The organism is Bradyrhizobium sp. USDA 4541, assembly GCF_024171085.1.
GTDB lineage: Bacteria > Pseudomonadota > Alphaproteobacteria > Rhizobiales > Xanthobacteraceae > Bradyrhizobium > Bradyrhizobium australafricanum.
In genome coordinates, this window is record NZ_JALJZF010000001.1 from 7713035 (window position 1) to 7728468 (window position 15434).

Here is a 15434-nt window from a genome sequence, read left to right on the forward strand (position 1 = left end):
CGGCGCCTCACCTCGCATCACTTCAGCCCGAAATAGGCGCGGTGCAGCTCTTCATTGCCGCTCATCTCGGCAACCGTGCCGGAGAAGCGGATCCGCCCGCCTTCCAGCACGAATACGCGGGTGGCAATCTCGAGAAAACCGATATTTTGCTCCGCGATCAAGAGTGCCAGTCCGCGGCCCTGCAGGCTCGACAAGGCGCGCAGCAACTCCTTGACGAACAGCGGCGACAGCCCGGCCGAGGGCTCGTCCATCACCAGCAGCTTCGGCTCGGCCGACAGCGCCTTGGCGATGCCGAGCATCTTTCGCTGACCGCCGGACAGGCTGGACGCGGGATCGCGGCGCTTGTCGCGCAGCACCGGGAACAGGCCGTACAGTTCGTCGACCCGCGCCCCCGGATTGGCATGGCCCAGCGCCTGCGCGCCGACGCGGATATTTTCCTCGATCGACAGGTCGGGAAACACCGCAAGCTCCGACATGTAGGTCATGCCGCGCTTCATGCGGTCCGACGAGCGCATCCTGGTGATGTCCTCACCGCCGAGCTTGATGTGGCCGCTGCGGGCCTCGATCAGGCCGACCAGCGACTTCAGGAACGTGGTCTTGCCCGCGCCGTTGGCGCCGAGCAGCAGCACGGTCTCGCCGGGGCGGACGTCGAGATCGACGCCCCACAGCACCTGCATGGTGCCGTAGCCGGCATCGACGCCCCTCGTGTCCAGAAGCGACACCGCATCAGTGGGCATGCTCGCCTCCCAAAAATACCTCGATCACCTGCGGCTCGCGTACCGCGGTCGCCAGCGTGCCCTCGAAGATCTCCTTGCCCGCATTGAGCACGATGACGCGGTCGGTGATCTGTTCGATGAAGCCCATCAGATGCTCGACCACGATGATCGCCATGCCGGTCGCGGCCAAGGCCTTGATGCGGCCGGCGATCCAGTCGAGCTCCGCCGGGTTGAGGCCGGCCGCGAGTTCGTCGAGCAGCAGCAGCCGCGGCCGCGTGGCGAGCGCACGGGTCAGATCGAGCATCTTCTGCTGCGCGCTGTTGAGATCGGCGGCCGGACGGTCGGCGACCTCCTTCAGCCTGAAATCCTCAAGCAGTTCGGCAATCGACGGCGCACCGGTCGCGCCGCCATAGGCCAGCGCCACCTGGATGTTCTCGCGTACCGTGAGCGACAGGAACGGCTTCGGCACCTGGAAGGTGCGGTTGATGCCGCGGTGAACGAGCTTGTGCGAGGCGACGCCGCCGGCGGACGCGCCGTCGAACACGACCTCGCCGCCGTCAGGCGCATAGAGACCGGAGATCACGTTGATCGCCGTGGTCTTGCCGGAGCCGTTCGGGCCGACGAGGCCGAGGATCTCACCCGGCACGACGTGAAAGCTGAGGCCGTCGAGCGCATGGAAACCGCCGAAGCGCTTGACCAGCTTGGAGACCTCAAGGATCGGGCTTTTCTCAGGGGACATACCACCCCCTGCGCGTTGCCAGCGACACCAAGCCTGCGGGCAGGAACAGCACCAGGCCCATAATCAAAAGGCCATAGATCAGCTGGAAATATTGCGGCGTGGTGAAGCCGATCAGATTGTAGATGCCGTAAAGGATCAGCACGCCGACGATCGGGCCGGTGATGGTGGCAACGCCGCCGAACAGCGCGAACACGATCGCGAAGATCGAGAACTCGCCGGAGAACACGTTGTCCGGATAGAACACCGAGACGTACCAGGCATAGATGCCGCCGGCGAGGCCGGCGACCAGCGCCGAGGCGAGCCAGGCAATCACCCGCATCTTCACGATATTGACGCCGGCCATCGAGGCCGACACCGCATCCTCGCGCACGGCCTGCAGCGCCAGCCCGAACGGCGAGTTCTTCAGATAGACCACGGCGCCGACCGTCAGCGCCATCACGACGACCGCGGCATAGTAGGCGTGGGTCGGGTTGAACGTGCCGGTGAGCGACACGCCGTAGGGGCCCTTGGTGATCCCCTCCAGCGCGGGGTTGGCGACGAAATGCAGCACCGCGAGCGAGGCCGCGAGGTTGGCGATCGCGAAATACGCGCCCGACAGCCGCAGCAGCGGCGTCAGCAACAGGCCGAGCGCAACCGCCACGACGCCGCCGACCAGCACGGCGAGCGGCGCCGGTGTATGCAGATGCATCACCATGATTGCGAAGCCATAGGCGCCGGCGCCGAAGAAGCCGACATACCCGAACGGCAGATAGCCGGTGAAGCCATAGATGATGTTCACGCCTTGCGCGAGGATCAGGAAGATCACGAAGTTGAACAGCAGCAGATGGTTTTGATAGACGCCGGGCAGCAGTGCGAACACCACCACCAACGGCGCCAGGATGAACAGCAGGTGCTTCGAGGCGTTATGCAACGCGCACCCGCCTTCCGAGCAGACCGCTCGGGCGCAACAACAGGATCACGATCAACAACACATAGGGCAGCAAGTCGGCCCAGGAACTGAGATAGGTCTGCACCAGCATGTAGCAGAGACCGTAGACGACACCGCCGATCGCGGTACCGAGCGGATTGCCCAGCGAACCCAGCACGACGATCGCAAACGACGTCACCGTCGCGTCGGCGCCGAACGCCGGCGTCACCGAGCCGAACATGAAAGGCGCGAACACGCCGGCGACCGCCGCGATGCCGAGCCCGATACCGAACGCCGCCGCCGAGACGCGATCGACATCGATGCCGGTCGCCAATGCCTCGTCGCGCCGTGACATCACGGCGCGGGTCAGGGTGCCGAGCCGGGTGTGGTAGAGATAGAGGTAGACCAGCGCGATCGCGATCAGGCTGGTGATGGCCGCGATCACCCAAGGCGCGGGAAAACCCTGGCCGAAGATCTGGATCGGCCCTGCCCCACCCGCCTTGCCGCCGAACCATTTTACCTTGATGGTCGTGAACACGGTGCCGAGCAGCCGGCTCTGGATCGAGCGCTCGCTGGTGCCGGCGAAGATCGTGGTGACGGCCTCGATCACCTGCGACAGACCGAAGAACAGGATGATCGACAGCATTTCCGGATTGGCCGAGCCCTGCAGCCGCGGCACCAGCACCCAGTACAGCAGCACGCCCACCAGCACGAAGACCACGAAGGCCAGCGGCACCGCGAACAGCGGGTCGATGCCGGCGAGGCCGACCACGCCGAGCGCGATGAAGGCGCCGAGCATCAGGATGTCGCCATGCGCAAGGTTGACGATGCGCATGACGCCGAACACGAGATTGAGACCGATGCCGACCAGGCTGAAATACAGCCCGAACAGCACGCCGGCAACGAGCGCATAGGTCATGCTACCGCTCGCCGCCGACGGTTACGCCTGCCGCACCCACCTGCATCACGGCGCCGGGTAGATCGGCTTGCCGGTGGCGGTCTCGTGCGGATAGATCGAGACGAACTTGATGTGATCGTGCTCGTCGACCGTGAGCTGGCCGAGCGGCGTGAGTTCGCCGATCTGGCCGCCGGTCTCATCCAGCGCGAAGGTGCCGTCCAGCGTCTTGAGCTGGCCGCTGAGCGAGAACACCGCGCGGCGCAGCTCCATCTGGTCGAGGCTGGTCGCTACCGACAGCGTCTTCTCGATCACCAGCGCCGTGGTGTAGCCGGCCACCGCGTTGAAGCCGAACTCCATCTTGCCGTCGTTGTACTTTTTGGTCCAGGCGGCGCGGAAATCCTTCATGTTCATCCCGAAATTGACGGGATAGTCCAATTCGGACGGCGGCACATAGGTCCAGATGTGCTCGAGACCCTTGGCGCCGACGTTCTTCTCGAGCAACTCGGTCTCGAGGCCGGCATAGATCGCGAACAGCATCTTGAACTTGGTGCCGACGTCCTGGACGTTGCGCAGGAAGGCGATGTCGTTCGGCGCATAGCCGAAATGGATCACCGCGTCGGGATTGGCGTTGCTGATGTTGTTGATGATGACGTTGTAGTTGGTGGTCTCGGTCGGAACGCCCTGGTCATAGACGATCTCGATCGGCGCGCCGGACTCCTTGACGAACTTGCGGAACGCGTTGGCCTGGGTGCCGGTGAACTCGTTGGTCGAATAGAGGATCGCGACCTTCCTGATGCCGAGGCCAGGTCCGTCATGGCTGATGAAGTCGGCGACCGGCTTCGGCCACACCGTCGACACCGGATCGGCCATCAGCGCGATGTAGGGATTGTCCTTGGAGAAGAAGCTCGCGCCGGTGCCGGTCTGGTCGAACAGGAACATCTTGTGATCGCGCGCGATCGCAACCGCGGGCGCCGTCAGCACCGATCCGGAATCGGCGACCAGGAGATCGACCTTATCCTGGGTGACGAGCTGATTATAAAGCGTCGAGGCGGTCGCGGTGTTGCTCTGGTCGTCATAGGAGACGAGCTTGATCGGGATCTTCTTGTCGAACGCCTTCACGAAGACGCCGCCCTCGGCGTTCTTCTGCTCGACCCACAATTTCAGCGAGCTGTAGACCGGCATCGAGATCGAGGCGTAGCGCCCCGAGGATGCGTAGAGCGTGCCGATCTTGATCTCCGACGGTGCGTCGGCGGCCATCGCCTGCGTGGCGAATGCGAGGCTGGCAGCGAGTGCCGCGCCGATGATCCTCAGCATGATATGTTCCTCCCGGCTATCTTGAACGTGTCTTGGACGTATCTTGGACGCGGCCCTTCTACGCGCCGGATCGGAGCGACACAAGCATCGCCGCCTTAGCAATTGTGCGAGGGGCGGAATATGCGGCATGCGCGGGACACAGGCCGCTGCGCGGAGCATGGATGGACCGTTGACGGGCCTTGGTTCAATGTCGCATCAAGACTGTAACGATTTCGGGAGGAGACATCAGACATGGCCGAGCCCGCGCGCGCGAAACCAAAGCCGACACCGGAGACCCAGCATTTCTGGGATGGCACCAAGGCTGGCGAGCTGCGCCTGCAGCGCTGCGATGCCTGCGCCAATGTCTACTTTCCGCCGCGGCCGTTCTGCCCCTCCTGCGCCTCGCGCAAGGTCTCGATCTTCAAGGCCAGCGGCAAGGGCAAGCTCTACAGCTACGTCATCAACCACCGTCCGGCCGCGCCCGGCTTCACGCCGCCTTACGCGATCGCCGTGGTCGAGCTCGACGAAGGCCCGCGCATGATGAGCAACATCATCGATTGTCCGCAGACGCCGGAAGCGCTCGAGCTCGACATGCGGCTCGAAGTCGCCTTCGAGGCGCTCGACGACAAGATCACGCTTCCCTTGTTCCGTCCGGCAAAGGGGTAATGTGATGCGCAGGAACCAGGTTGCCGTCGTCGGTGCGGCCGAAACCACCGAACTCGGCGTCATCCCGAACATGTCGCAGATCCAGCTGCACGCGGACGCGGCGCTGAATGCGATCGCGGACGCCGGCCTGAAGCTGTGCGACATCGACGGCTTCGCTACTGCGGTCGAGACCCCGCAGCAGATGGCGCACTATCTCGGCATCACGCCGACCTGGGTCGACGGCACCTCGGTCGGCGGCTGCTCCTTCATGCTGCATGTCCGCCACGCCGCTGCGGCGATCGAGGCCGGCCTGTGCAAGACCGTTCTGATCACGCATGCCGAAAGCGGCAAGTCGATGATCGGCAAGCAGCCGCGCTTCACGCCGGCCGACAGCCTCAACGGCCAGTTCGAGGCGCCGTTCGGCGTCTACGGGCCGCCGAGCATGTTTCCGATTCCCGTGCTGCGGTTCATGAAGACCCACGGCATCACGCATGAGCAGCTCGCGATGGTCGCGGTGGTGCAGCGCGAATGGGCGGGGAAGAACCCGCGCGCGACCATGAAGGACCCGATCACCGTCGCCGACGTCCTGAACTCGCGGATGATCGCCTATCCGTTCCGGCTGCTGCAATGCTGCCTCGTCACCGACGGCGGCGGCGCGCTGATCCTCACCTCGGCCGACCGCGCCAAGGATTTCCCGAACAAGCCGGTCTACATCCTCGGCACCGGCGAGAGCGTGGAAACGCCGATGGTCAGCCAAATGAAGACGTTCGACTCATCGCGCGCCTTCAAAGTGGCAGGGCCGCTGGCCTTCAAGGAGGCCGGCATCACCCACAAGGACGTCGATCATCTGATGATCTACGATGCATTCGCGCATCTACCGCTCTACGGCCTCGGCGACCTCGGCTTCATGCCGTATGAGGAGACCGGCAAGTTCATCGCCGACGGCAACACCCGCCCCGGCGGCAAGCTGCCGCTCAACACCAATGGCGGCGGCCTCAGCTACATGCACTCCGGCATGTACGGCATGTACGCGCTGCAGGAGAGCGTGCGGCAGATGCGCGGTATCGCGCCGGCGCAGGTGCCGAACGCAAAGATCTCGGTCTGCCACGGCGTCGGCGGCATGTTCGCCGCAAGTGGCACGATCATCTTTACGAACGAGAAGTAACAACTCCGTCGTTCCGGGGCGCGCGAAGCGCGAACCCGGAACCTCGAGATTCCGGGTCTGGTGCTTCGCACCATCCCGGAATGACGGAGAGCAAACCAGGAGAACCGACATGGCAAAATCACTGCAGGATAAAGTCATCATCGTCACCGGCGCGGGGCGCGGCATCGGCCGCGAAATCGCGCTGCTCTGCGCGGCGGAAGGCGCCAAGGTCGTGGTCAACGATCCCGGCGGAGCCGCCGATGGCGCCGGCACGAGTGCCGCGCCCGCCGAGGAGGTGGTCGAGGAGATCAAGAAGCGCGGCGGCACCGCGGTCGCCAATTTCGAGTCGGTGGCGGAAGCCATTCCCGCCAGCAAGATCGTGAAGACCGCGACCGATCATTTCGGCCGGCTCGACGGCGTCGTCAACAATGCCGGCATCCTGCGCGACATGATCTTCCACAAGATGAGCGTGGAAGCGTTCGAGGCCGTCATCAAGGTGCATCTGATGGGCTCGTTCTATGTCAGCCACGCCGCGGCGCGGATCTATCGCGAGCAGGAGTCGGGCTCCTTCGTGCACTTCACCTCGACCTCCGGCCTGATCGGCAATTACGGCCAGGCCAACTACGCCGCCGCCAAGCTCGGCATCGTCGGCCTGTCGAAATCGATTGCGCTCGACATGGGCCGCTTCAACGTGCGCTCGAACTGCGTGTCGCCGTTCGCCTGGACCCGCATGATCGGCACCATCCCGACCGAGACCGACGCAGAGAAGGCGCGCGTCGAGAAGATCAAGCAGATGGGCCCGGAGAAGATCGCGCCGGTCTGCGCCTATCTGCTCTCGGACGCGGCCAAGGACGTCACCGGACAGATCTTCGGCGTGCGCATGAACGAAATCTTCCTGTTCGGCCAGCATCGTCCGGTGCGCTCGGTTCATCGCGGCGAAGGCTGGACGCCCGAGACCATTGCCGAACACGGCATGCCGGCGCTGAAGGGATCGTTCGCCAAGCTCGACCGCTCGGCCGACGTCTTCACCTGGGATCCGATCTGAACTTGATCTGATCCTCCGATCCGATCTGACAGTTTTATGAAATCGTCGCCTCGGCGAACTCCGCGCGCAATCGCGCGCTAGGCGGGGGCGACACACTCTTTGGTTGTTTCATCATGGCGTGCCCGCATTGTGCCAGAATTGCGGGGGTATGATCGTCCTCCCGATAACAAAAAGCCTGGGAGGACTTTCGTGACAAATCCAAGCAACATTCAGAAACACGAGGGCGACGGTGCGAAGGCGTTCGACCGTCGGACAATCTTGCGCGGCGCAACCGCGCTTGCTGCAATCGCGATGGCCGCATCCGATGCCGCAGCGCGCGACTTCGGCCCCAACGCGGAGCCGCAGCGCTATCCCGATCCAGACGTCGTCGTGATCGACGACAAGCGCTTCAAGGCCAAGGTCGGCAACACCGCGATCAAGCGGCTCTACACCGGCTGCCTGTGGGCGGAGGGCCCGGCCTGGAACGCGCAGGGCCAGTATCTGGTCTGGAGCGATATCCCGGCCAACCGCCAGTTGCGCTATCTCGACGATGACGGCCACATCTCCGAGCAATTCCACAAGCCGTCGAACGAGGCCAACGGCTCGACCTTCGATTTCGAGGGTCGCCAGATCACCGCCGAGCGCACCCGGCTGGTGCGCTACGAGCACGACGGAACCGTCACGCCCTTGGCGGAGCAGGCCAATGGCAGGCAGCTCAACGGGCCGAACGACATGGTCGTGCATCCCAACGACAAGTCGATCTGGTTCACCGATCCCGGCTATGGCGCGATCTCGATCTATGAGGGCCAACTGGCCAACACGGGATCGAAGCAGCCCTACCAGAAGGAAGCCGTGTATCGCATCGATGCCGCGACCGGTCAGATCACCAAGGTTGCCGACGAGCCGTTCAAGCCGAACGGCATCGCCTTCAGCCACGACTACAAGAAGGTCTATGTCTGCGACACCGGCATCACGCACTATCCGAATGCCAAGAACATCGTCTGGCAGTACGACCTCAACGGCGACAAGCTCTCCAACCCGCGCACGCTGATCGACATGACGCTGGACGGCAAGTCAGGCTTCCCGGACGGCCTGCGTGTCGACGTCGACGGCAATATCTGGGTCGGCGCCGGCTGGGTCGGACCGGGCTACGACGGCGTGCAAGTGTTTGCGCCCGACGGCCAGCGGATCGGCCAGATCCTGCTGCCGGAGACCTGCGCCAACCTCACCTTCGGCGGCAAGAAGCGCAACCGCCTGTTCATGACGGCAAGCCAGTCGCTCTACGCGGTCTATGTCGAGACGAAGGGCGCGCACAACTGTTGATCTAACCGTCGTCCCGGCGAAGGCCGGGACCCATTACCACTGTAGTTGGTTGTTGAAGAAAGCTGGGGCCCACATCGTTCACGACACTCCGGTCGTGGTTATGGGTCCCGGCGTTCGCCGGGACGACACTGTGGCTAGCCGCTATTCCGCAACCCCGCCGAGATCCCGTTGATCGTGATCTGAATCCCGCGCAGCACCTGCTCGTCCGGGTTCTGCGCGCGATACTCCTTCAACAGCTCGACCTGCACGTGATTGAGCGGATCCATGTACGGGAAGCGGTTGCGGATGCCGCGCTCCAGCAGCGGGTTGCCCTGCAGCAGCCGGTCATGCCCCATGATGTCGAGCAGCGTCTCGATCGACAGATGCCATTCGCGGCGGATCTGGCCGAAAATCTTCTCGCGCAACGCGACGTCAGGCACCAGCTCGGCATAGCGCGAGGCGATCGCGATCGAGCTCTTCGCCAGCACCATATCCATGTTGGAGAGCAGCGTGCGGAAGAACGGCCATTCCCGATAGAGCTCCTGCAGGAACGCCATGCCCTGCTCCGGATGCTCTGATATCCAGCTCTCGACCGCGCTGCCGAAACCATACCATCCCGGCAGCATCAGCCGGCATTGCGCCCAGGAGAACACCCACGGAATGGCGCGCAGGTCCTCGATCTCGCGGGTCTTCTTGCGCGAGGCCGGGCGGCTGCCGATGTTCAGCGTCGCGATCTCGTTGATGACGGTCGAGCCCCAGAAATAATCGGCGAAGCCTTCGGTCTCATAGACAAGGCCGCGATAGGCCTTGAAGGCGAGCGCGGAAATCTCCTCCATCGCCTTGAGATATTCGGGGCGCGGCGCGCTCTGCCGAGGCTGCAGCAGGCTGGTTTCCAGCGTTGCAGCCGCGAGGATCTCCAGATTGCTGCGGCCGACCTCGGCATTGGAATATTTCGACGAGATGATCTCGCCCTGCTCCGTGATGCGGATCTGGCCGTTCACGGCGCCGCCGGGCTGCGCGATGATCGCGTCATAGCTCGGGCCGCCGCCGCGGCCGACCGAACCGCCGCGGCCGTGGAACAGGCGCAGCCGCACGCCGTGGCGCTCGAACACCTCGACGAGGCCGATCTCTGCCTTGTAGAGCTCCCAACCCGAGGTGACGAAGCCGCCATCCTTGTTGCTGTCGGAATAGCCGAGCATCACCTCCTGCACGCTACCGAGACTGTCGACCAGCTTGCGATAATCGTGCAGCACCAGCATGCGGTCCATGATGCCGCTGGAGGCCTGCAGATCCTCGATGGTTTCGAACAGCGGCACGATGTTGACGGCGCTGCGGCCGGACGGATTGACGAGCCCGACCTCCTTCAGCAGCACCGCGACCTCGAGCATGTCGGACATGCCCTGGCACATCGAGATGATGCATTGGGAGATCACCTCCGGCCCGAACCTGGCATGCGCCTCGGCCGCGGCTCGGAACACGGCGAGCTCGCTCTGGGTCTCCTCGGAATATTTCACGAAGGGCGAGGCTATCGGCCGTGCATTGCGCAGCTCGCCCAGCAGCAGGCTGACGCGGGCGTCCTCGCCGAGCGCCAGATAGGACATCCCCGGATTGGCGGTGTCGAACAGTTCGGCGATGGTGCGCTCGTGCACCGCCGAGTTCTGGCGGATGTCGAGTCGCGCCAGATGGAAGCCGAAGCAATCCACCGCCCGCCGCAACAGCCGCAGCCGGCCGCGCGCGATCACGCTGGAATTGTTCGCAATCAGCGAGCGGTTGAGCACGTCGAGATCGGCCTGGAATTCCCTGGCGCGCGCATAGGGCTCGGCCTTGCCGACCGGCGGCCGCGTGGTCTCGACCTCGAGCCGGGAGGCTGTCGCCGCAAGTCTCGCATAGATGCCCGATACGGCCAGACGATACGGCTCGCCGCTGCGATGCGGTGAGGTGTCGGGCGAACGCCCGGCGAGGCTCCGCAGCTCGTCCGAGACGTCGGCGAGATGCGCCGCCAGCGACAATTCGGCGCCAAGCGCATGCAGCTCCTCGAGGTAGAAGTTGAGCGCCTGGCTCGACTGCAGGCGCAGCGTGCCGCGCATCACCTCCGCGGTGACGAAGGGATTGCCGTCGCGATCGCCGCCGATCCAGCTTCCCATCCTGAGGAAGGAAGCGAGTTCGCCGGCCTCGCCACCCTCCTTGTTCAGGCGATCCTCCAGCGCGCAATGCAGCCGCGGCACCTCCTGCAGGAAGGTGTAGTCGTAGAACGACAGGCCGTTGGCGACCTCGTCGAGGACGGTCAATTTGGTCCGGCGCAGCAGATTGGTCTGCCACAGCGTCACCACGGCGCGGCGAAGCTGCTCGTCGCTGGCCTCGCTTTCGTCCGGCGTCATCTGCAGCCGCTCGCGGCGGTCGAGCAGATCCGCGATCTCCATCTCGCGATCCATCGTGCTCTTGCGGCGGACCTCGGTCGGATGCGCGGTTAATACCGGGCTGACGAGCGCGCTCCGGAAGAAGCTGCGCAAATCGGCCGGGCTGATGCCGGCCTGGCGGGCATGCACCAGCGTCTGTTCCAGCGTCCTCGGCCGCGGCGCCCCGCTCGGCCCGCGGCTGCGCATCTGGCGGATGTTGTTCTGGTCCTCGGCGATGTTGGCGAGATGGGAGAAATAGCTGAAGGCGCGGACGATCTGCAGCGTCTCGGCAATCGACATGCCGTCGAGGATGCTCTCCAGTTCCCGTCGCGCCAGCTTGTCCTCGTCGCGATGGAAGCGAACCGAGGTCTGGCGGATGCGCTCGACCAGGTCGAATACATCGGCCCCTTCCTGGTCGCGCACGGTGTCGCCGAGGACGCGCCCCAAAAGGCGGATGTCGTTCCGGAGCCGCGCATCCTCCTCCTGCGCAGTCGCTTCCAGAAGGCTGGCCTCTGCGGCACGCTTGGCGCGGATTTCGGTCTCGGACGGCATGGTCTGGGGAGGCATTACCTGGGGAGACATGGCTCGGCTACTCCGGAGGCTGCCCGGCTCCTCCCGAGTGTGCGCTTTTTTTGCCGCAGCGCAAGATGAACTTGGTGGCGGTGCACACTCACCAACGCCGTCCCGGCGAAAGCCGACCCATAACCACCGGCGGCTGCGGTCGAAGCAAGCTGGGGCTACTGCAGCGCGCAACACGGAGATTGGTGGTTATGGGTCCCGGGTCGCGCGGAGCCTGTCATCGGGCGGCGCTTCGCGCCGACCCGTTGGCTTGCCCGGGACGACGGCGAGTTTTGTGGCGCTAGATCCTCCGCCCCGCTCGCTCCCAATACGGATCGCGCAGCCGGCGCTTGAAGATTTTTCCGGAATCCTCGCGCGGCAGGCTGGTCTGGATCTCGATGTGCTTGGGCACCTTGTAATCGGCGAGCGTGGTCTTCAGCTGGGCGCGGACGGAGGCGATGTCGAGCGCGACGCCGGGCTGCGGCTCGACCACCGCCATCAGCGCCTCGCCGAACTCGGCATCGGGAATGCCGAACACCGCGCAGTCGTGCACGCCGGGGACGGCATGCAGCACCGCCTCGATCTCGGCCGGATAGATGTTGACGCCGCCCGAGATCACCATGTCGCGCTTGCGATCGCAGATGAAGACGTAGCCGTCGGCATCGATATAGCCGACGTCGCCCGAGGTGATGAATCCCTGCCGGTCGATCTCGGCGCGCTTCTCGGCCTTATTGTGATAGGTGAAATCGGGATTGCCCTTGATCCGCGAATAGATCTCGCCGATCTGGCCCTGCGGCACCTCCTTGCCGTCGTCGCCGATGAAGCGCAGCTCGGCACCGGGCGAGATCTTTCCGACCGTGCCGGGCTTCTTCAGCGCGTCCTCGGAATTGGCGAAGGTCACCGCGCCTGACTCGGTCGAGCCATAGAATTCATAGATCACCGGCCCCCACCATTCGATCATGGCGCGCTTGACGTCGGGCGGACAGGGCGCGGCGGCATGGATGATGTGACGCAGCGATGACATGTCGTACTTGCGGCGCACCTCCTCGGGCAGCTTCATCAGGCGGATGAACATCGTCGGCACCATGAAGATGGTGTCGATCCGCTCGCGCGCGATCAACTGCAGAAACTCCTCCGCGTCGAAGCGCGGCATGAGCACCAGCGCGCCGCCGAGCTTGCCCGAGCGCAAGCCGAAGGAATTCGGCGCGGAATGGTAGAGCGGTCCGGGCAGGATCGCGCGTGCACCGGGCTTCAGGCCGTAGATCATCGCGCGCATTGCTTCCGCATTGGCGGTCTGCTCCGGCGTCGGCGCGAAGCGGCGCACGCCCTTGGGATGGCCTGTGGTGCCCGAGGTGTAGATCATGTTCTGCGGCTGCGGCACCACCGGGCCGTCATAGCGCGGGAACTGCGCCAGCCAGGCTTCGAAATCGATCGCGAAATCCGGTGTCGCCAGATGATCGGGATTGATCTTGTAGTTGGCGAGGATTTCCGGTGGCGTCGGCACGCTGAGCACGATGACGCCGGGCGGGATCGCGCCGCGCAGCGGATGCAGCATGTCGGCATGACCGATCAGGACGCGCGTGCCGGAATCCGTCAGCACATAGTTGATCTCCTCCGGCTTGAAGTGCCAGTTGATCGGCACGCCATAGGCGCCGAGCCGCATCGCGGCATAGGCAGCCTCGATGAAGGCGATGTCATTGCGCATCAGCATGCAGACGCTGTCGCCCGGCTTGACGCCGAGCCCGTTGAGGCCGCTGGCAATACGGTCGGCGCGCTCGGCCACTGCAGCGTGATCGCGCCGGCGACCGCCGCTGACGATGCCGAGGAAGGGCTGGGACGTTTCCATTGTCGTTGTCCGATCTTTCGTCGGGTTAAATGTCATTCCGGGGCGCGCAGAGCGCGAACGCGGAATCTCGAGATTCTCCGGTGCGCAATTGCGCACCATGGTTCGATGCTGCGCACCGCTGCGGAATGACTGCGGTCGTTACCCCGCATCCACAAACCTTGGCGCGCGCTTCTCCAGATTGGCGCGCACGGATTCGGTCTGGTTCGGGTTGCCGAGCAAGTTCTGCTGCTCGACCGATTCCGCGAGCAGCGCGGCCGCCGGGTCGACCGACAGATTGTTGAGCATGCGCTTGGCGGCACGGATCGCATCCGGGCTCTTGCCGGCGATCTCGCGCGCGACTTCGAGCGCCGCGGCGCGCGGGTCGTCGCAGACGCGGGTGGCAAGGCCGTAACTTTGGGCCTCCTGCGCCGAGAAGATGCGACCGGTATAGGTGAGCTCGCGCAGGATGTCGTCGCGCACGAGGCTCGCCAGAATCGGCGTGCCCGCCATGTCGGGCACAAGACCCCATTTGATTTCCATGATCGACATCCGTGCATCCTGCGAGAGGAAGCGCATGTCGGCGCCGAGCGCGAGCTGGAAGCCGCCGCCGAACGCGACACCGTGGACCGCTGCGATCACCGGCACCGGAAGCTGGCGCCAGCCCCAGACCGCCTGCTGCGGGAAATTGGCCTTGCCGTGGGTGCGGACGGTGAGATCGCGCTTCTCGCCGCCCGGTACTCCGTTACCGCCATCCTTCATGGCGGCGAAACGGCCCATGTCGAGCCCGGCGCAGAACGCCCGGCCCTCGCCGGACAGCACCACCACCCGAACGGCTTTTTCCCTGGAAAGCCGGTCGGTTGCGGCCACCAATGCCTCGAACATCGCGGCGTCGAGCGCGTTCATCTTGTCCGCCCGCACCAGGCGGACATCGGCGATACCGTCCGAAATCGATATCGAAACGCGATCTTCCATTGAAATCTCCTCCGCTGTTCCTTGTTGGCGCTTTACAGAAAGGCCGTTGTCCGCTTTTAGTCAATCGACCAATTAACTGACAACCCCCGTGGAGGAAACGATGTTCTCTGATCAGCTTCTTGCCGGGCGGCGCATACTGGTAACCGGTGGTGGCACCGGCCTCGGCAAGTCCATGGCCTCGCGGTTCCTGCAGCTCGGGGCAGAGGTGCATATCTGCGGCCGCCGCAAGAGCGTCTGCGACGAAACCGCGACCGAGCTGATGGCCGAGTATGGCGGGCGCGTGGTCAGCCACGGCGTCGATATCCGCAACGCCATGGCGGTCGACGAGATGATCGAGGCGATCTGGACCACCAGCGGCCCGCTGACCGATCTGATCAACAACGCCGCCGGCAATTTCATCTCGCGCTCGGAAGAATTGTCGCCGCGCGGCTTCGATGCGGTCGCCAACATCGTGATGCACGGCACCTTCTACGTGACGCACGCGGTGGGCCGGCGCTGGATCGCCGGAGGGCATCGCGGCAACGTGGTGTCGATCACCGTGACCTGGGTGCGCAACGGCTCGCCTTACGTGGTGCCATCGGCGATGAGCAAGTCGGCGATCCACGCCATGACCATGTCGCTCGCCATCGAGTGGGGTCGTCACGGCATCCGCCTGAACACCATCGCGCCCGGCGAGATCCCGACCGAGGGCATGAGCAAGCGCATCAAGCCCGGCGACGAGGCCGGTGCGCGCACCAAGGCGATGAACCCGATGGGCCGCGTCGGCACCATGGAGGAATTGCAGAACCTCGCGGTGTTCCTGATCTCCGGCGGCTGCGACTGGATCAACGGCGAGACCATCGCCATGGACGGCGCGCAGGCGCTCGCGATGGGCGGCAATTTCTATCAGCTCCGCGACTGGAGCGACGACGACTGGACCAAGGCGCGCGAGTCGATCAAGGCGCAGAACGAGAAGGATCGCGCGGCGCGGGGCTGAGGCCCGCGCTTGCTCCTCAATCACTACTGTCGTCCCTGC

At 64.6% G+C, this 15434-nt stretch carries 13 protein-coding genes; 5 read left to right on the forward strand and 8 right to left on the reverse strand.

Translation table 11 applies throughout. The features are described 5' to 3' along the window. Positions 1-17: 17 nt before the first annotated feature. Genes J2R80_RS37105 through J2R80_RS37125 form a run of 5 tightly spaced genes read right to left on the reverse strand, consistent with a single transcriptional unit; the run spans position 18 to position 4574 of the window. Positions 18-737, reverse strand: coding sequence for an ABC transporter ATP-binding protein (locus J2R80_RS37105; RefSeq protein ID WP_253640316.1), 720 nt, complete (start codon positions 735-737; stop codon positions 18-20). Beyond that, complete coding sequence (locus J2R80_RS37110) at positions 727-1455, reverse strand: ABC transporter ATP-binding protein (protein ID WP_225163929.1); 729 nt, start codon at positions 1453-1455, stop codon at positions 727-729. The genes J2R80_RS37105 and J2R80_RS37110 overlap by 11 nt, the downstream gene beginning before the upstream one ends. Then, positions 1445-2365 (reverse strand): branched-chain amino acid ABC transporter permease, encoded by a 921-nt coding sequence (locus J2R80_RS37115; protein WP_253640317.1) that lies wholly within the window; start codon positions 2363-2365, stop codon positions 1445-1447. The genes J2R80_RS37110 and J2R80_RS37115 overlap by 11 nt, the downstream gene beginning before the upstream one ends. Further along, positions 2358-3281, reverse strand: coding sequence for a branched-chain amino acid ABC transporter permease (locus J2R80_RS37120; RefSeq protein WP_253640318.1), 924 nt, complete (start codon positions 3279-3281; stop codon positions 2358-2360). The genes J2R80_RS37115 and J2R80_RS37120 overlap by 8 nt, the downstream gene beginning before the upstream one ends. A gap of 45 nt (positions 3282-3326) precedes the next feature. Next, positions 3327-4574 (reverse strand): amino acid ABC transporter substrate-binding protein, encoded by a 1248-nt coding sequence (locus tag J2R80_RS37125; protein WP_253640319.1) that lies wholly within the window; start codon positions 4572-4574, stop codon positions 3327-3329. Between the two features lie 231 nt (positions 4575-4805). On the opposite strand from J2R80_RS37125, the gene J2R80_RS37130 reads away from it, so the two are divergent. From J2R80_RS37130 to J2R80_RS37145, 4 genes are all read left to right on the forward strand, one after another. Further along, positions 4806-5219, forward strand: coding sequence for a Zn-ribbon domain-containing OB-fold protein (locus tag J2R80_RS37130; RefSeq protein WP_016841161.1), 414 nt, complete (start codon positions 4806-4808; stop codon positions 5217-5219). Between the two features lie 4 nt (positions 5220-5223). Next, positions 5224-6363 (forward strand): thiolase, encoded by a 1140-nt coding sequence (locus J2R80_RS37135; protein ID WP_229189424.1) that lies wholly within the window; start codon positions 5224-5226, stop codon positions 6361-6363. Positions 6364-6472: 109 nt separating this feature from the next. Further along, positions 6473-7387 carry an SDR family oxidoreductase gene (locus J2R80_RS37140; protein WP_018270553.1) on the forward strand — a complete coding sequence of 305 codons (915 nt, stop codon included), beginning with the start codon at positions 6473-6475 and terminating at the stop codon, positions 7385-7387. 189 nt (positions 7388-7576) lie between these two features. After that, positions 7577-8689 carry an SMP-30/gluconolactonase/LRE family protein gene (locus J2R80_RS37145; RefSeq protein WP_253640320.1) on the forward strand — a complete coding sequence of 371 codons (1113 nt, stop codon included), beginning with the start codon at positions 7577-7579 and terminating at the stop codon, positions 8687-8689. Between the two features lie 134 nt (positions 8690-8823). On the opposite strand, the gene ppc is transcribed toward J2R80_RS37145, so the two are convergent. The 3 genes from ppc to J2R80_RS37160 all read right to left on the reverse strand — a co-directional run bounded on the left by ppc (position 8824) and on the right by J2R80_RS37160 (position 14419). Continuing rightward, a complete protein-coding gene (ppc, locus tag J2R80_RS37150) occupies positions 8824-11631 on the reverse strand; it encodes a phosphoenolpyruvate carboxylase (protein WP_253641061.1) in 2808 nt (935 codons plus the stop codon). A 292-nt stretch (positions 11632-11923) separates the two neighbouring features. After that, positions 11924-13468 carry an acyl-CoA synthetase gene (locus J2R80_RS37155; RefSeq protein ID WP_253640321.1) on the reverse strand — a complete coding sequence of 515 codons (1545 nt, stop codon included), beginning with the start codon at positions 13466-13468 and terminating at the stop codon, positions 11924-11926. A 138-nt stretch (positions 13469-13606) separates the two neighbouring features. Next, entirely contained in the window at positions 13607-14419 is an 813-nt protein-coding gene (locus J2R80_RS37160) for a crotonase/enoyl-CoA hydratase family protein (RefSeq protein WP_253640322.1), read from the reverse strand. Positions 14420-14519: 100 nt separating this feature from the next. Between J2R80_RS37160 and J2R80_RS37165 the strand changes: the two genes are divergently transcribed. Then, the gene (locus J2R80_RS37165) at positions 14520-15395 is read left to right on the forward strand and encodes an SDR family oxidoreductase (protein WP_225641612.1); all 876 of its coding nucleotides are present in this window, start codon (positions 14520-14522) and stop codon (positions 15393-15395) included. Positions 15396-15434 lie beyond the last annotated feature (39 nt).